18 protein-coding genes are annotated in these 15423 nt (G+C 62.8%); 10 read left to right on the top strand and 8 right to left on the bottom strand.

The features are described 5' to 3' along the window. Positions 1–8 precede the first annotated feature (8 nt). Positions 9–1265 carry a transcription termination factor Rho gene (gene rho / locus DFR51_RS17210; protein WP_121053438.1) on the top strand — a complete coding sequence of 419 codons (1257 nt, stop codon included), beginning with the start codon at positions 9–11 and terminating at the stop codon, positions 1263–1265. A 22-nt stretch (positions 1266–1287) separates the two neighbouring features. Continuing rightward, positions 1288–2034, top strand: coding sequence for a YjbE family putative metal transport protein (locus tag DFR51_RS17205; RefSeq protein ID WP_121053402.1), 747 nt, complete (start codon positions 1288–1290; stop codon positions 2032–2034). 50 nt (positions 2035–2084) lie between these two features. Here DFR51_RS17205 and DFR51_RS19525 read toward each other — a convergent pair whose 3' ends face one another. Further along, a complete protein-coding gene (locus DFR51_RS19525; RefSeq protein WP_276330582.1) occupies positions 2085–2210 on the bottom strand; it encodes a hypothetical protein in 126 nt (41 codons plus the stop codon). Here DFR51_RS19525 and rnk point away from each other — a divergent pair. Both rnk and DFR51_RS17195 read left to right on the top strand, forming a co-directional pair. After that, positions 2209–2607, top strand: coding sequence for a nucleoside diphosphate kinase regulator (gene rnk / locus DFR51_RS17200; protein WP_121053401.1), 399 nt, complete (start codon positions 2209–2211; stop codon positions 2605–2607). The two genes, DFR51_RS19525 and rnk, sit on opposite strands and share 2 nt — an antisense overlap. A 305-nt stretch (positions 2608–2912) precedes the next feature. Continuing rightward, positions 2913–3416: a MerR family transcriptional regulator gene (locus tag DFR51_RS17195; protein ID WP_121053400.1), complete on the top strand. Its 504-nt coding sequence runs from the start codon at positions 2913–2915 to the stop codon at positions 3414–3416. A 4-nt stretch (positions 3417–3420) separates the two neighbouring features. On the opposite strand, the gene DFR51_RS17190 is transcribed toward DFR51_RS17195, so the two are convergent. Then, positions 3421–4377, bottom strand: a complete 957-nt coding sequence (locus DFR51_RS17190) for a quinone oxidoreductase family protein (RefSeq protein WP_243446579.1) — start codon at positions 4375–4377, stop codon at positions 3421–3423. A gap of 23 nt (positions 4378–4400) precedes the next feature. Continuing rightward, positions 4401–4901 carry a GNAT family N-acetyltransferase gene (locus DFR51_RS17185; RefSeq protein WP_121053399.1) on the bottom strand — a complete coding sequence of 167 codons (501 nt, stop codon included), beginning with the start codon at positions 4899–4901 and terminating at the stop codon, positions 4401–4403. A gap of 182 nt (positions 4902–5083) precedes the next feature. Between DFR51_RS17185 and DFR51_RS17180 the strand changes: the two genes are divergently transcribed. The 6 genes from DFR51_RS17180 (at position 5084) to DFR51_RS17155 (ending at position 10960) form a co-directional block, all read left to right on the top strand. Continuing rightward, the gene (locus DFR51_RS17180; RefSeq protein WP_121053398.1) at positions 5084–5335 is read left to right on the top strand and encodes a DUF6489 family protein; all 252 of its coding nucleotides are present in this window, start codon (positions 5084–5086) and stop codon (positions 5333–5335) included. A 27-nt stretch (positions 5336–5362) separates the two neighbouring features. Next, a complete protein-coding gene (gene mnmE / locus DFR51_RS17175) occupies positions 5363–6658 on the top strand; it encodes a tRNA uridine-5-carboxymethylaminomethyl(34) synthesis GTPase MnmE (protein WP_121053397.1) in 1296 nt (431 codons plus the stop codon). A gap of 97 nt (positions 6659–6755) precedes the next feature. Next, entirely contained in the window at positions 6756–8606 is a 1851-nt protein-coding gene (gene mnmG, locus DFR51_RS17170) for a tRNA uridine-5-carboxymethylaminomethyl(34) synthesis enzyme MnmG (protein ID WP_197723733.1), read from the top strand. Continuing rightward, entirely contained in the window at positions 8587–9243 is a 657-nt protein-coding gene (gene rsmG / locus DFR51_RS17165) for a 16S rRNA (guanine(527)-N(7))-methyltransferase RsmG (RefSeq protein WP_121053395.1), read from the top strand. The genes mnmG and rsmG overlap by 20 nt, the downstream gene beginning before the upstream one ends. Beyond that, complete coding sequence (locus DFR51_RS17160) at positions 9240–10022, top strand: ParA family protein (protein WP_121053394.1); 783 nt, start codon at positions 9240–9242, stop codon at positions 10020–10022. The genes rsmG and DFR51_RS17160 overlap by 4 nt, the downstream gene beginning before the upstream one ends. A gap of 20 nt (positions 10023–10042) precedes the next feature. Next, positions 10043–10960 (top strand): ParB/RepB/Spo0J family partition protein, encoded by a 918-nt coding sequence (locus DFR51_RS17155; protein WP_121053393.1) that lies wholly within the window; start codon positions 10043–10045, stop codon positions 10958–10960. Between the two features lie 70 nt (positions 10961–11030). Here the strand turns inward: DFR51_RS17155 and mscL are convergent, their stop codons facing one another. The 5 genes from mscL to DFR51_RS17130 all read right to left on the bottom strand — a co-directional run bounded on the left by mscL (position 11031) and on the right by DFR51_RS17130 (position 15335). Continuing rightward, complete coding sequence (mscL, locus tag DFR51_RS17150; protein WP_121053392.1) at positions 11031–11456, bottom strand: large conductance mechanosensitive channel protein MscL; 426 nt, start codon at positions 11454–11456, stop codon at positions 11031–11033. Between the two features lie 77 nt (positions 11457–11533). Continuing rightward, entirely contained in the window at positions 11534–12205 is a 672-nt protein-coding gene (locus DFR51_RS17145) for a TPM domain-containing protein (protein WP_121053391.1), read from the bottom strand. Beyond that, positions 12205–12960, bottom strand: coding sequence for a TPM domain-containing protein (locus tag DFR51_RS17140; RefSeq protein ID WP_121053390.1), 756 nt, complete (start codon positions 12958–12960; stop codon positions 12205–12207). Before DFR51_RS17140 ends, DFR51_RS17145 begins: the two co-directional genes overlap by 1 nt. 2 nt (positions 12961–12962) lie before the next feature. Next, positions 12963–13544, bottom strand: a complete 582-nt coding sequence (locus DFR51_RS17135) for a LemA family protein (protein ID WP_121053389.1) — start codon at positions 13542–13544, stop codon at positions 12963–12965. 48 nt (positions 13545–13592) lie between these two features. Continuing rightward, positions 13593–15335 carry an N-acyl-D-amino-acid deacylase family protein gene (locus tag DFR51_RS17130; protein WP_121053388.1) on the bottom strand — a complete coding sequence of 581 codons (1743 nt, stop codon included), beginning with the start codon at positions 15333–15335 and terminating at the stop codon, positions 13593–13595. Between the last annotated feature and the right edge of the window lie 88 nt (positions 15336–15423).

Here is a 15423-nt window from a genome sequence, read left to right as displayed (position 1 = left end):
CGATGGTCATGCACCTTAAAGACCTCAAGAAGAAAACCCCCGCCGACCTCGTTGCCATGGCCGAAGAGCTTGGCGTCGAGGGCGCGTCCACCATGCGCAAGCAGGATCTGCTGTTCTCGATCCTGAAAGCGCTTGCCGACAACGATGAGCAGATCATGGGCGGCGGCACCATCGAGGTGCTGCCCGATGGCTTCGGCTTCCTGCGCTCGCCCGAGGCGAACTATCTCGCCGGGCCGGACGACATCTACGTGTCTCCGAATCAGGTCCGCAAATTCGGCCTCCGCACCGGCGACACGGTTGAAGGCGAAATCCGCGGTCCCAAGGACGGCGAACGCTATTTCGCGCTGACCAAGCTCTCGCTCATCAATTTCGACGATCCCGAGCAGGTCCGTCACCGTGTCAACTTCGACAACCTGACGCCGCTCTATCCCGACGAGAAGCTGACGCTCGACACGCTCGACCCGACGCTCAAGGACAAGTCCGCGCGCGTCATCGATATCATCGCGCCGCAGGGCAAGGGGCAGCGCGCGCTGATCGTCGCGCCGCCGCGCACGGGTAAGACCGTCCTCCTGCAGAACATCGCGAAGGCGATCACCGACAACCACCCCGAGGTGTTCCTGATCGTGCTGCTGATCGACGAGCGGCCGGAGGAAGTGACCGACATGCAGCGGAGCGTGAAGGGTGAGGTCGTTTCCTCCACTTTCGATGAGCCGGCGACCCGTCACGTACAAGTCTCTGAAATGGTTATAGAAAAGGCGAAACGTCTCGTCGAGCACAAGAAGGATGTCGTTATCCTGCTCGATTCGATCACGCGCCTTGGCCGTGCCTACAACACCGTCGTGCCGTCGTCAGGCAAGGTGCTGACGGGCGGTGTCGACGCGAACGCCCTGCAGCGCCCGAAGCGCTTCTTTGGTGCCGCGCGCAACATCGAGGAGGGCGGTTCGCTTTCCATCATCGCCACCGCGCTCATCGATACCGGCAGCCGCATGGACGAAGTGATCTTCGAAGAGTTCAAGGGCACCGGCAACTCCGAGATCGTGCTGGACCGCAAGGTCGCGGACAAGCGCATCTTCCCGGCGATCGACGTGGGCAAGTCCGGCACTCGCAAGGAAGAGCTCCTTGTGGAGAAGGACAAGCTTTCCAAGATGTGGGTGCTGCGCCGTATCCTGATGCAGATGGGCACGGTCGATGCGATGGAATTCCTGCTCGACAAGATGAAGGATTCCAAGACCAACGACGATTTCTTCGCGGCGATGAACCAGTAAGCCGAAGGAGCGTTTGGCCCCGATGGATATCAGCCTTCTTTTCTCCGCGGCCGCTGCCGCCGGTGCATCGAGCCTTGGCGGCCCCGCTGACATCTGGGCGGCGATCGTCAACGACTTCTCGAATATCGGTTCGCCGGCTGCGCTCGCCGCGTTCACTCAGGTCCTGCTGATCGACATCGTGCTTGCCGGCGATAACGCAATCGTCGTGGGCGCGCTCGCCGCGGGTCTTCCGGCTGACGAACGCCGCAAGGTGATCGCCATCGGTGTTCTCGCTGCGCTCGTGCTTCGTATCGCGTTCGCGCTTGTCGTCACCCAGCTGATGCAGATCGTCGGGCTCATTCTTGCGGGCGGTCTCCTCCTGCTCTGGGTTTCGTGGAAAATGTACCGAGAGCTTCACCCGGCGGGCGCCGATCACTCTGCGGGCTCTCCCGAAATCGAAGGCGACGAGGATTCCGGTATCCGTCCGGCCAAGAGCTTCGTTGCTGCGGCCTGGGCGGTCGCGGTCGCCGACGTTTCGATGAGCCTCGACAACGTGCTCGCCGTTGCGGGCGCGGCGCGTGACCATCCGGGCATCCTTATTGTCGGCCTTGTTCTTTCGGTCGCGCTGATGGGCATCGCGGCGAACATTATCGCCAAGTATATCGAGCGTTACCGCTGGATTGCCTACATCGGCCTGCTTGTGATCATCTATGTCGCGTTCAAGATGATCTACGAGGGCATCGTCGATCCATCGGTGGGCGTTATGACGCTCAGCATGTTCGGCGGTTGACACCGACCCGGGGTCCGGACAGCATCCACATCATGGGTACACGCAGTCTTTCACGCCGCCTCTGCAGCGGAGGCCAGCTTCTGGCGGGCATCTAGCCCCGGACCCTGACGGCATGTCCCGACGGGTTCGGGGCAGTTCAGCCATGTCCCCAACGCCGTCAGAAAGACCTGTTCCATGACCGACGCATCGCGTCCGCCGATTCACCTCATCGATACCGAAGCCGAAAGGCTTGGAGACCTCGCACTTGCCGCGGAGGCGCGCCTTCCCGAGGCTGCGGGGCTTCTTTTGCGCGAAATCGAGCGCGCCGCCGTGCACGCCGCAGAAAGCTTCCCGCAAGGGGTGGTGCGCATGGGTGCGCGTGTCGATTTCGTGGACGAGGGCACCGGTGCGCGGCGCACGGTCGAGCTCGTCTATCCGCCCGAAGCGGATATCGGCGCGGGAAAGCTTTCGATCCTCTCGCTTGTCGGCGCCGGTCTCATCGGGCTCGCCGAAGGCCAGACGATCCGCTGGCCGGACCGGAGCGGCGCGGAGCGCTTACTGAAGATTGAAAGAGTTCTGTTTGGTCAGGATTGAGATGCGGTCAGTATATAATCACGGATCCGTCGGTTCCAATTTATCCCGAAAATTTATGTGCTTGAGCGCTATGGAACCTTTCATAAGGCTGATTAGCTCAGAACGGCTGGATGCTGTCCAAGTCTTTCCGTTCCAGATTGGAATGCCGTGATCAAATAGACGACCGGTCCAGATGCCTGATACGTTCGAATATATGTGAGCCTCGATCATTTCTCCCTCCATCGCAAGATGTGGGACAGATATCTTTTTGAGTAACAATTTGTAGGGGCTGTATTTTAGGTATTGCGCAATACTATTATTATCGCATGAGTCGAGATCGATCAGAACCGTCTTTTGTTTCATTTAAGCAAGCTGCGGGGTTCTGCGGCCTGACGCAGATAATGGTAAACTACTTAGAAAGGCAGAATATTTATCGGGGAGAATTGATTCCCGAGGTTCCAAGGAAAGGTATACGGCGGAGGTATACGTTCCGAGATTTGGTTATTCTCAGGGCAATATCTGATCTTCTGCGAAAGGGGGTAAGTGTTAAAAAGTTAAAAGTTGCCATAGACAAACTGAGCACTGAGAACGGATTAAAATTCATTCCAAATGGGATAGAGTATAATAGTGAAATTATAAGATACTTTATTACAGATGGTGTAGATATATATTTTAGAGGATCAAAAGGAAATCCACTTTCTATAACAAGTGATGGTCAGATTTCGTTCGCGTTTGTCATAGATTTTTCTGATATTCATGCTTCTTTGAAAAGGGATGCGGGGAAGTATTTCCCTGAAGTATCTCCCAAGAAAACAGCAGCTCGTCGGTGAAAATTCACGGCAGCATGATCGTCGCGCCCGTGGTTTTGCGCGCCTCGAGATCGCGGTGGACCTGCGCGGCGTCGGCGAGTGCGCGGCGCTGGTGGCTATCGGCCTTCAGTTTTCCGGTGGCGAGCATTTCCATGAAGCGGGTGGTTCCAGCCTGGAAATCACTGGGTGTGGCGTAATAGTGCGCGACAGTCGGGCGTGTAACGAACAGCGAGCCCCTGGCGGCGAGAACGCCGAGGTCGACTCCCGTTACGGGCCCTGAAGCGTTGCCGAAGCTGACAAGGAGCCCGCGCGGGCGCAGCGCGGAGAGCGATACGTCCCAGGTGGCCTTGCCGACGCCGTCGAACACCGCGTTGACTCCGGCGCCTTCCGTCATCTCCCGCGCCGTGGTGGCGGCATCGGCATAGTCGCAGACGACATCGGCCCCCGCCGATCGCGCAAGCGCCTGCTTCTCGGCAGACCCGGCGGTGGCGACGACGCGGACGCCGATCGCCTTCAGCCATTGGACGAGGAGCAAACCGACCCCGCCTGCGGCGGCGTGGACAAGCGCAGCATCTCCGGCCTTCATATGGGCGCAGCGTTCGATGAGATATTCGGTGGTCGCCGCCTTCAGCATCACGGCGGCGGCATCTTCATCTGAAAGTGTGTCCGGCAGTCGCAGTGCCTGCGCCGCCGGAATGTTGCGGTGAGTGGCATAGGCACCGGGCTTTGCGGTGAAGTAGCCGATGCGGTCCCCAACTGTGAAACCGCTCACGCCCTCGCCGATCGCCTCAACGATTCCCGCGGCCTCGATGCCGGGCGCAGCGGGAAGCGGAACCGGATACAGTCCGCTGCGATGATAGGTATCGATGAAATTGACCCCGATCGCCGTATGGCGGATCGCGAGTTCGCCGGGGCGGGGCGCGTCGGGCCCGAAATCCTGACGCGCGATTACCTCCGGCGCGCCGGTTTTCTGAAACGCCATTCGATACGCCATCGGATTTTCCTTCACAGCAGTTTCTGCATGAACACGAGCGTCAGCCAGCGATCGAACTTGCGTCCGACCTCGCGCAGCCGTCCCGCTTCCTCGAAGCCCAGTGCGCGGTGAAACGCAAGGCTTCCTGCGTTTTCGGAATCAACTCCGCCGACAATCGTATGAAGGCCGCGGCCCCGCGCGAGCTCGATCAACGCTTCGAGCAGTTGGCGGCCATAACCGTTCTCACGGTATGTATTTGAAATATATACGGAATGTTCTGCTGTTCCAGCGTACGCCTGCCGGGCGCGGAATGGGCCGAAACTGCCAAAGCCTGCGACGCCGTTTGCGACCTCCGCAACAATAAGCGGCCAGCCGTCCGCCAGCTTCGCCGTGCGCCATTCGGCAATACGCTCTTTGGTCCACGGCGCGCAATCGTACCAAGCTGTCGTGTTGAGGATGGCGTCGTTGACGATGGCAAGGATTCCTCCGTCATCCTCGGCCCGCGCGGCGCGGATGATGGCCGGATCAGCCATGGCAAACCTTTCTGGGCTTCGTTTCGAAGCATCTCGGCAAGGGCCGGACTTTCCCGGTTACGCACAGGTCTTTTTCCGTTGCGTCGTTTTTGCGCAAAACCGGTTCCCACTTTTGCACGCGATGCTTTAGCGTCGAAAAACCTACCCGCCAGCGCGCGGCTTTCACAAGAGGAGGGGCGTCCATGAAGGTGAATATCGAGATTGACTGCTCCCCGGAAGAAGCGCGCGCGTTCATGGGGCTTCCTGATGTCCGTCCACTGCACGATCTCTATATCGAGCGCATGACCGGCTTGATGAAGGACGGCCTTACCGCGAGCGATGTGGAGCGTCTGATGTCCAACTGGCTGCCGAGTGCGGCGAGCGGCATCGGCGAGGTCCAGAAAGCAATGTGGAACGCAATGACCGGAGGCGTTACAGGCGGCAAGAAGGGCTAGTTGCCGACGTCATGACGTCATTTACAAATGATTGAAAAGAAAACGATATTCTCCTTGTCGTCGGGACGGCCCCCGGCTGGCGTTGCGGTTGTTCGCGTGTCGGGCCCGGCGGCGGGTGCGGCTTTGCTCGCGCTCGGCGGGCGTGTACCGCCGCCGCGCCGTGCCACGCTTGTGCGCCTGCGGGACGCGGGAACGGCGATCGACGATGCCCTTGTCCTGTGGTTTCCGGCACCCGGGAGTTTCACTGGGGAGGATGTCGCCGAGCTGCACGTCACGGGTGGACCAGCGGTGGTTGCCGCGCTGCTCCGTGCGCTAGGCACAGTCGAGGGACTGCGACCGGCAGAGCCGGGCGAATTCACGCGGCGGGCATTCGATAACGGCAAGCTCGATCTTACCGAAGCTGAGGGGCTCGCGGATCTCATCGATGCCGAGACCGAAGCGCAGCGGTGTCAAGCTCTGCGCCAGGCGTCCGGTGGTCTGCGGACGCGCGCCGAAAGCTGGCACGCACGCCTGCTCTCCGTCCTCGCGGAAACAGAGGCTGCTCTCGATTTCAGCGATGACGAAGAGGATGTCAGCACCCGGCTCGTTGAGGGCGAGGGGCCAGAGATCATGGCGCTCGTGCGCGAGATGGAGGACCATCTCGGCAACTACCACTTTGCCGAACGCCTGCGGCGCGGACTTACGATCGTGCTGCTCGGCGCGCCGAACGCAGGCAAGTCGAGCCTTATCAATGCGCTCGCAAAGCGCGACGTCGCCATCGTTTCACCCGAAGCCGGCACCACGCGCGACCTTATCGAGGTGCATCTCGATCTCGGTGGTGTTGCCGCAACGCTCGTTGATACGGCGGGCCTTCGCGATGCCGCCGGCGCCGTTGAAGCTGAAGGTGTCCGCCGTGCCCGCCAGCGTGCGGATGAATCGGATCTGGTCGTCTTTCTTCTTGGCCCGGATGATCGCGAGGCACACATTCCGGCGGGCGCGATTGTTGTCGAGTCCAAGGCGGACATTCGTCATGGCCACGCCGACACACGGCTGCGCGTATCGGCGGTAACGGGTGAGGGGCTTGCCGCGCTTGAGGCGCTGCTTGTTGAACGGGCAGATGCTTTGGTGGGAGCAGGGCAGGATGCGCTCGTAACACATGCGCGTCAGCGTGATGCCCTCGCCGAATGCCGTGACGCGCTCGCTACCGCTTTCGAGGAGCATGACGCAGTGCTTCGGGCCGAATCATTGAGGCTGGCGATGCGTGCCCTCGGTCGTCTGACGGGCCGGGTAGGCGTCGAGGACATACTGGATATTGTGTTTGGCCGCTTCTGCATTGGCAAATGATGTTTCACGTGAAACATTTGGGGACGAGCTGAGCCCGCAATGTTTCACGTGAAACACGACGTCGACATGAAAGGCCGATTCGGCTAGTCCGTCTCCCATCATGGAACGATTCGACGTACTCGTCATCGGGGCCGGACATGCCGGTTGCGAGGCGGCGACTGCCGCCGCGCGGGCGGGAGCGCGTACGCTTTTGGTAACGCCGGGGCGCGCGACCATCGGTGTGATGTCCTGCAACCCGGCGATCGGTGGCCTTGGGAAGGGGCACATCGTGCGCGAACTCGATGCGCTCGGCGGCGTGATGTCGGAGGCGGCCGATGCTGCGGCGATTCAGTATCGCCTGCTCAATCGCCGGAAGGGTCCGGCGGTCCAGGGGCCACGTGCGCAGGCGGACCGCAAGCTCTACCGCCGGGCCATGCAACGGGCGATCGATACACAACCTGGCCTGCAAGTTCTGGAAGCGCGTGTCGACGATTTGGTCGTGGACGCCGACGGCGTGTCGGGTGTCGTACTCTCTGATGGCGCGACGATCGGCGCCCTCGCCGTGGTCCTCACGACTGGAACCTTTCTCGGCGGCGTCATCCTTATCGGTGGTGACGTGCGCGATGGTGGTCGGGTCGGGGAGGCATCATCTGTAAACCTCGCGCAACGTCTTCGCGCCCTGGGCCTGCCCATGGCGCGGCTCAAGACGGGAACGCCCGCCCGGCTCGATGGCCGGACGATCGACTGGACCCGTGTCGAGTGGCAGGACGGGGATGACGTGCCATCCTTTTTCGCAGCGTCGACGCGCGGGGCGATGAACCCACAGCTGAGCTGCGGAATCACGCGCACCAACATCGCCACCCACGACATCATCCGTGAGAACATTCACGCCAGCGCAGTCTACAGCGGTCGCATCGAAGGCACTGGACCGCGCTATTGCCCTTCGATCGAAGACAAGGTGATGCGCTTCGGTGACCGTGATGGGCACCAGGTTTTCCTTGAACCCGAAGGCCTCGATGATCCGCTCATCTATCCGAACGGCCTTTCCACGTCGCTGCCCGTGGATGTGCAGCGCGCGTTCCTGCGCACACTCACAGGACTGGAGCAGGTCGAGATCGCACGGCCCGGCTACGCGATCGAGTATGACTATATCGATCCACGTGCGCTTTCGCGGACACTTGAGCTGCACGCCATCCCCCGTCTGTTCTTCGCGGGACAGATCAATGGCACGACCGGCTATGAAGAGGCAGCCGGGCAGGGTTTGGTTGCCGGACTCAACGCCGCTCGCAGTGCACGTGATCTCTCGCCGGCGGTGTTTGATCGGGCCGAATCTTACATCGGCGTGATGATCGATGACCTCGTGACGCAGGGTGTCACCGAGCCATACCGTATGTTTACCTCGCGCGCCGAGTATCGCCTGCATCTGCGTGCCGACAACGCCGATCAGAGGCTATCCGAAAAAGCCATCGCCCTCGGCTTGCTTAGCGGCCATCGTGCGCGGCTTTTCCGCGACCGGGCTGAGGCGCTTGTAAAGGGGAGGGCGCAGCTTGATGCCGCGCGCGCGTCTCCAGCCCAGCTGCAACGCGCCGGTCTTGGAGTTCGCCAAGATGGCGTAACGCGGTCGGCATTCGAATGGTTGCGATTCCCGGACGTCGCATGGGCAGACGCCGTCTCGGTCTGGCCGGAACTCTCCGACATCGCGGAGCCGCACGCCGAGCAACTCCATACAGATGCGCGCTATGCCGTCTATCTGGAACGACAGTCGGGAGAGATTGACGCCTTCCGTCGAGATGAGGCGCTGCGCCTGCCGTACGATCTCGACTATTCGGCGATCGGTGGCCTATCGAACGAGATGATCGACCGCCTGAACCGTGCCCGACCTGACAGCCTCGGCGCCGCCGCGCGCGTCGCCGGCGTCACTCCCGCTGCCCTCACCGCGCTTCTCCGCCATGTCAAACGCGCCGCCTGAACCGCCCGAAGAGCAGCGCGCGTGGTTCGCGGCGACCTTCAATGTTTCACGTGAAACATTGGTGAAGCTCGATAGCTATGCCGCGCTGCTCACTGAGTGGCAGGCAAAGTTCAACCTCGTCGGCCCGGCCACGCTCCCACACGTGTGGGTCCGTCATTTCGCCGATTCCATGCAACTTCTCCAGCTTGTCGAGCGCGAAGGCGCGGCGCATCGGCCCACATGGCTCGACATCGGAAGCGGCGCAGGCTTTCCCGGAATGGTTATCGGACTGTTAACGGGTGATTCGGTCACGCTCGTCGATTCGATTCGCAAAAAGACGGTGTTCCTTGAAACCGTGCGCGATGCGCTTGGGTTGGAGCGCAACGTCAAGGTGTTGAATCAGCGCGTTGAATCGCTGGGCTCTGTGAAGTTCGACCATATAACCGCACGTGCGTGCGCACCGCTCGCGAAGCTGTTTGACTGGGGCGAACCCTATGCTGCAAAGTCCTGCACGTGGCTGTTGCTGAAAGGTGCAGCGGTTGAGGACGAGCTTGCGGAAGCCAAGCGCCGCTTCGTTTTCGAACATGAATTGATACCCAGTCTTACCGATTCGCGGGGGCGGATCGTGCGGGCGCACAGTGTACGGAGGCGTCGGTGATCAGAATCGCGGTAGCAAATCAGAAGGGCGGTGTCGGCAAGACCACGACCGCCATCAATGTCGCGACGGCGATCGCCGCGACCGGGCGGCGCGTGCTCATCGTCGATCTCGATCCGCAGGGTAACAGCTCGACAGGCGTCGGTGTCGATCAGAATACACGCCAGCGCACGAGCTATGATGTGTTGATCGGCGCGTGCAGCGCAGCCGACGCTGTCGTTCCTACGGCGATCCCGCGCCTGTCGCTGATAGCCTCAACCGTTGATCTGTCCGGCGCCGAGGTCGAACTCGTCGAGATGGAAGGGCGCATCCACCGCCTCGATACCGCGCTGCAGGCGCCGGCGATGCAGGCATACGACTACATCATCATCGATTGCCCGCCCTCGCTCGGCATCCTGACGATGAACGCGATGGTCGCAGCGCAGTCGCTGCTCGTGCCGCTGCAATGCGAGTTCTTCGCGCTTGAAGGCCTCAGCCAGCTTCTGAATACGGTCGAGCGCGTGCGTGCCGGCTATAACCAGCGGCTCAACATCGTCGGCGTGGTGCTGACGATGTACGACAAGCGCAACCGCCTGTCGGAGCAGGTCGCCGCAGATGTGCGGGCGGTACTCGGCAAGATCGTGTTCGAGACGATCATTCCACGCAACGTGCGCCTGTCGGAAGCGCCGAGCCACGGGCTGCCCGCACTCGTGTACGATCACCGCTGCGCCGGCTCCGAAGCCTATATCGACCTTTCCCGCGAGCTTCTGGGGCGGACCGAACCGCACGCCCGCGCCGCCTAATTCTTTGAAAGTCCTCGTCCATGTCTCAGCCTAAGCGTCCCACCGGCCTCGGCCGCGGCCTGTCCGCACTGCTCGAGGAAATGGGAAGTGCAGCTTTGCCGCCGCGTACCGACACCGCCGCAGCCCCGGCGGTTCCAGCGGGTGACGCAGGCAGCAGCATGGGTGCACAGATGCTGCCGATGGCGATGATCTCGCCAAACCCCAAGCAGCCGCGCCGCCGCTTCGATGAGACCGCGCAGGCCGAACTTATCGCTTCGGTGAAACGCCAAGGCCTGCTTCAGCCGATCCTCGTGCGCCCGGTGGACGGCGGTCGTTTTGAGATCGTCGCCGGTGAGCGCCGCTGGCGCGCGGCGCAGGCGGCGCAGCTTCATGACGTGCCCGTTCTGGTACGGCGCCTCACCGACGAAGAAGCCTTCGAAGTCGCGCTCGTCGAGAACATCCAGCGCCAGGACCTGAACGCAATCGAAGAGGCGGAAGGCTACAAACGCCTGATCGAAGATTACGGGCATACGCAGGAAGACATCGCCCGCATCGTCGGCAAGTCGCGCAGCCACATCGCGAATCTCGTGCGCCTGCTCGAGCTGCCGGATGACGTCCGCGAGCTTCTCATCGATGGCCGGCTCACTATGGGCCACGCGCGCGCGCTGCTCACCGCGCCCGATCCGTCGGCGCTGGCGCGCGACGTCGTGCAAATGGGCCTTTCTGTCCGCGAGGTCGAAGCGCGGGCGAAGAAGCCGCGTGCTGCCCGCAGCAAGGTGGCGCCGCGCGCAGCGGCGCGCAGCGCCGATCTCGAATCGCTGGAAGGTCAGCTCGCCGAACAGCTCGGTCTGCGCGTGCGTCTGGAATTCGATGGGGAGGGCGGGAAGCTGATCTTGTTCTACAGCGATCTCGATCAACTCGACATGCTTTGCCAGCGCCTTTCAGGCGAACGCTTCTAACCGATACAGGCACAAAAAGGGCCGCGCGACGCAGTTCGTCACGCGGCCCTTTGCTTGTGGACGGTGAAGACTATTTTTTCAGCGAATCCCGAATCTCGCGAAGCAGCAGAACTTCCTCGCTCGGGCCTGCCGCAGGCGCCTCTTCTTTCTTGGGGATGAGCCGATTCGCCATGCGCACGAGAAGGAAGATGATGAAGGCAAGGATCAGGAAGTTGATCGCGGCCGTGATGAAGGCGCCGTAACCCAGCATCGGCACGCCCGCTTCCTTGAGCGCAGCATAGTCGGTCATGGACCCGGCATAGCCCTCTGGCACAGCGCCGAGCCGGATGAACAGGCTGGAGAAATCGAGGCCGCCGAAGATCGCGCCGACCACCGGCATGATCACATCCTGCGTCAGGGACGTCACGATCGTGCCGAACGCGCCACCGATGATGACGGCAACTGCGAGATCGAGCACATTGCCCTTCGCAATGAACGCCTTGAATTCATTGAGCATTTTACAGTCCCCTTGTTTCAGCCCACACCAACCGCAACGCGTTTGCGTTCAAGTGCGCCACTTTTCCGCACCAGGCGCTAGATTTCAATCAGCTTATCGGGAAGTTCATTGGGATTTCGGGCACCGGGCGGGAAGTGCGCTGAAAGGACCGTACCGGACATCGTGATCGCCTTGACGAAACCGTCCGCGATCCTGCCGCCACGTACCTCGGCGAGCAGCGCGTCGAGCGCATCGCCCCACACGTCATGCTCAACCTTGTCGTAGATGCCTTCGTCGGCAACGATCTCCGCGACATGGTCGCCGAGCGACAGGAAGATGAGCACGCCCGTGCGGTCTTCGGTGACGTGAATGCCGTGCGAAAGGAAGCTTTCGACCGCCGCGCGGTGCACGGCGCTCCGCTTCAGGGAGCGCGGCGTGAGCAGGTGCAGGACCGGCGGCAGTCGCGCGATGAGAAAGGCGACGACGAATAGAAGGGCCGAAAGCGAGGCATAGAGCGCGATGATGAGGCGCGGCGCCGGGTGGCCACCATCGCTCCATCCGCCGCTCGTGAACCACAACGGATCGGGAACGCCGAACCACAAAAGCATCGGGGGCAGGACGATCGCAGCGAGTGCGGCCCAGGCGAACGGAACGGCGCGGTAATCGTCTGTTCGCTGCGTAACGACGCAAAAGATTTCGCCCGAGGTCGTCTGTTCCGCTGACGTAATGGCGTCACTAATGCGCGCGTGCTCTGCGTCTGTCAGCCGCATTACCAGCTCCCGCTCGCGCCGCCGCCGCCGAAGCTGCCGCCGCCGCCAGAAAATCCGCCGCCACCAAACCCCCCGGAGGAACCGCCGCCCCAGCCGCCGCCGCTGCCCGGCCCCCAGATGATGATCGGGCCGCCGCGCCCGCGCCGACGTTTACCGCCCAGCACGCCCCGCAGCATCCAGAACACGAACCAGATGATGAGAATGGTGGGGATGAGCCCAAGCCCGTGGCGGGTTTCCTCCCGATCGCGCTCTCGTGCGGCGATCAGGTTCGTGCGGGCCTCTTCGGGCGGCAGCGAAAGCTGTGCGACGATAGCGTCGGCGCCGGCAACGACGCCGCCCTCCATGTCGCCCTCCCGAAAGCGGGGCACAATCTGCCGGTTGATGATGACGGACGAGAGCGCGTCCGTCAGATAGCCTTCGAGGCCGTAGCCGACCTCGATGCGGACCTTCCGCTCATTGGGCGCGACGATCAGCAGCGCGCCGTTGTTTTCTTCCTTCTGGCCGATGCCCCAGTCACGGCCGAGACGGTAGCCGTAGTCGGCAATGTCGTAGCCCTGAAGATCGGGGATCGTGGCGACGACGAGCTGGCGTGTCGTCGTGTCCTCCAGCGTCTTCAGCTTTTCCGTAAGCGCGGCTTCAGTCTCAGGCGACAGGAGATCGGCAGCATCGACAACACGCCCCGAAAGCTTCGGGAAGTCCTGCGCTGCCGCCGGGAACGCCAGCAGCAGTGCGGCGAGGCACGCCAGCCTGAACATCGTTATTCGAACGAGACGGTCGGCGCGGTTTCGGCTCCGGCGGTGGTGGCCTTGAACGGCGTGATCGGCTCGGCGCCGTAGATGAACTTCGCCGCGATCAGGCTCGGGAAGGTGCGGATTTCGGTGTTATAGGCCTGCACCGACTGGTTGTAATCGCGGCGCGCGACGGTGATGCGGTTTTCAGTGCCTTCAAGCTGCGATTGCAGCGCGAGGAAATTCTCGTTCGATTTCAGGTCCGGGTAGCGCTCGACGGTGACGAGCAGGCGGGAAAGAGCGCCCGAAAGCTGGTCCTGCGCTGCCTGGAACCGTTCGACGGCCGCCGGGTCGGTGAGCTGGTCGGCGTTGATCGTCGTCTGCGTGGCAGAGGCGCGCGCTTGCGTCACGGCTTCCAGCACCTCGCGTTCCTGCGCGGCGAAGCCCTTCACCGTGGCGACAAGATTCGGAATGAGATCCGCACGCCGCTGATACTGGCTTTCCACCTCGGCCCACGCCGCCTTCACGGCTTCCTCGCGCGTCGGCACGGTGTTGATACCGCACGCCGCGAGCGTCAGCGCGGCGAGGAGCGGGAGCAGGAACTTGCGCATCGGATGAAACCCTTCCGTATCAGTCAACTAATACAGGGCTCTTTTCGCTTATTCTGCAGCCATTAGCAACGGTTCCGCCTGCGGACCGCGCACGACGCGCCCCGGCCGCGCGGACTGCACGTCGCCGTTCCGGAAGGTGATGGCGCCTGACTTGATCGTTGCGGTGTAGCCGTCGGCCTTCTGCAGCAGGCGCTTGCCGCCGGCGGGAAGATCGAACGCGAGCCATGGCTTGCCGAGCTTCAGCCGATCGAGATCGATGACGTTGACGTCAGCGAGATAGCCGGGCGCCAGCAGGCCGCGATCGGCGAGGCCATAGAGCAGCGCCGTATCCCGGCATTGCCGCTTGATCGCGAGCTCCAGCGGAATGCGGCCGCGCGTGCGGCCCTTCACCCAGTGCGTGAGGAGGAAGGTGGGGGAGGCCGCGTCGCAGATCGTGCCGCAGTGCGCGCCGCCGTCCGACAGCGAGATAACCGTGTCGTCGCGTTCGAGAAGGCCCTTCACGAAATCGAGGTTGCCGTCCACGTAGTTCAGGATCGGCAGATAGAGGAAGCCGGTGCCGTCCTCCTCCATCATGACGTCATACGCGACCTCGGCGGAGCTTCTGCCACTCGCCTTCGCCAGCGCGGCGAGGCTGCGGTCCGGCGCGGGCTCGTAGTCCGGCTCCTCGCCGAGCGGGAACTGCATCGTCCACCCCTGCGTCACCAGCATGAAGAGCGCGGCGGTATCCGGGTGCGGCGGCGGCAGGTTGTCCTCGGCCAGCAGCTTCGCGCGGAACGCTGGATCGCGCAGCGTGGCGAGCTGTTCGGCCCAGGGCTTTCCGGCAATCGCCTGCCACGAGGGGCGCATCACGAACGGATGCACGGTGCCGCGCCATGCCATCAGCACGCCGGTGCCGCGTAGCGAGATCTGCGCGCGGATGTTGGCGCCGCCGTCGTTCGCGGCTTTGGTCGCGGCCATCTGGTCGGTCCAGTGCATCGCCTTCAGCGGTGATTGCAGCATGGCGAAGGTCACCGGCATTGCGGTTTCCTTCGACAGGCGCGTCATCCAGTCGAACTCGTTCCACTCGGGCATCAGGTCGGATGCCATTTCAAAGACGCCGTGGCCGACGCGGCCCATGGCGCGGCCGATGCCGATCAGCTCCTCGGCGGTCGCGGTGGTGCCGGGCACCAGCACGCCGTCCACCGATTTGTGGATCACGGTGCGCGAGGTCGAAAAGCCGAGCGCGCCCGCGCGCAGGCCCTCTTCGACGATCCGCGACATCGCCTCGATCTCGTCCGCGGTCGGCGCTTCGTTCGCGGCGCCGCGCTCGCCCATCACATAGGCGCGCACGGCGCCGTGGGGCACGTGGCAGGCCACGTCGATCGTGCGCGGCAAGGCTTCGAGCGCGCCGAGATACTCGGGGAAGCTCTCCCAGTTCCACGTCATGCCTTCGGCGAGGGCGGTGCCGGGGATGTCCTCGACGCCTTCCATCAGGCCGATCAGCCACTGGTGCCGATCGGGGCGTGCGGGCGCGAAGCCGACACCGCAATTGCCCATGATCACCGTGGTCACGCCGTGCCAGGCGGATGGTGCCATGACGTCATCCCACGTCGCCTGCCCGTCGTAATGCGTGTGGATATCCACGAAGCCGGGTGTCACGATCTGGCCCGCCGCGTCGATCTCCTCGCGGCCCGCCTCGTTCACGCTGCCGACCGCGCTGATGCGGCCGCTGTCGATGGCGATGTCGCCGGTGAACGGCGTGCCGCCGTTTCCGTCCACGATCGTTCCGCCGCGGATCACGATGTCGTGCATGTCTCACCTCCCAAGGTTCCCGCTCAGTTTCCGCAGGGTTGTCCGCCTTCGTCAAGCTGACGATAATGGCCGGAAAATGGGGAGGATG

Origin of the sequence: Sphingosinicella microcystinivorans, from assembly GCF_003634215.1 — a bacterium.
GTDB classification, from domain to species: Bacteria; Pseudomonadota; Alphaproteobacteria; order Sphingomonadales; family Sphingomonadaceae; genus Sphingosinicella; species Sphingosinicella microcystinivorans.
Note: the sequence above shows the minus strand (reverse complement) of the source record. Positions and strands in the feature narration are given on the sequence as shown.

Bases quoted from the DNA above. Each gene is read 5' to 3' on its own strand.
- rho (WP_121053438.1), top strand. From the start codon at position 9: ATGCACCTTAAAGACCTCAAGAAGAAAACCCCCGCCGACCTCGTTGCC.
- DFR51_RS17205 (WP_121053402.1), top strand. From the start codon at position 1,288: ATGGATATCAGCCTTCTTTTCTCCGCGGCCGCTGCCGCCGGTGCATCG.
- rnk (WP_121053401.1), top strand. From the start codon at position 2,209: ATGACCGACGCATCGCGTCCGCCGATTCACCTCATCGATACCGAAGCC.
- DFR51_RS19525 (WP_276330582.1), bottom strand. From the start codon at position 2,210: ATGGAACAGGTCTTTCTGACGGCGTTGGGGACATGGCTGAACTGCCCC.
- DFR51_RS17195 (WP_121053400.1), top strand. From the start codon at position 2,913: ATGAGTCGAGATCGATCAGAACCGTCTTTTGTTTCATTTAAGCAAGCT.
- DFR51_RS17190 (WP_243446579.1), bottom strand. From the start codon at position 4,377: ATGGCGTTTCAGAAAACCGGCGCGCCGGAGGTAATCGCGCGTCAGGAT.
- DFR51_RS17185 (WP_121053399.1), bottom strand. From the start codon at position 4,901: ATGGCTGATCCGGCCATCATCCGCGCCGCGCGGGCCGAGGATGACGGA.
- DFR51_RS17180 (WP_121053398.1), top strand. From the start codon at position 5,084: ATGAAGGTGAATATCGAGATTGACTGCTCCCCGGAAGAAGCGCGCGCG.
- mnmE (WP_121053397.1), top strand. From the start codon at position 5,363: ATGATTGAAAAGAAAACGATATTCTCCTTGTCGTCGGGACGGCCCCCG.
- rsmG (WP_121053395.1), top strand. From the start codon at position 8,587: ATGTCAAACGCGCCGCCTGAACCGCCCGAAGAGCAGCGCGCGTGGTTC.
- DFR51_RS17155 (WP_121053393.1), top strand. From the start codon at position 10,043: ATGTCTCAGCCTAAGCGTCCCACCGGCCTCGGCCGCGGCCTGTCCGCA.
- mscL (WP_121053392.1), bottom strand. From the start codon at position 11,456: ATGCTCAATGAATTCAAGGCGTTCATTGCGAAGGGCAATGTGCTCGAT.
- DFR51_RS17145 (WP_121053391.1), bottom strand. From the start codon at position 12,205: ATGCGGCTGACAGACGCAGAGCACGCGCGCATTAGTGACGCCATTACG.
- DFR51_RS17140 (WP_121053390.1), bottom strand. From the start codon at position 12,960: ATGTTCAGGCTGGCGTGCCTCGCCGCACTGCTGCTGGCGTTCCCGGCG.
- DFR51_RS17135 (WP_121053389.1), bottom strand. From the start codon at position 13,544: ATGCGCAAGTTCCTGCTCCCGCTCCTCGCCGCGCTGACGCTCGCGGCG.
- DFR51_RS17130 (WP_121053388.1), bottom strand. From the start codon at position 15,335: ATGCACGACATCGTGATCCGCGGCGGAACGATCGTGGACGGAAACGGC.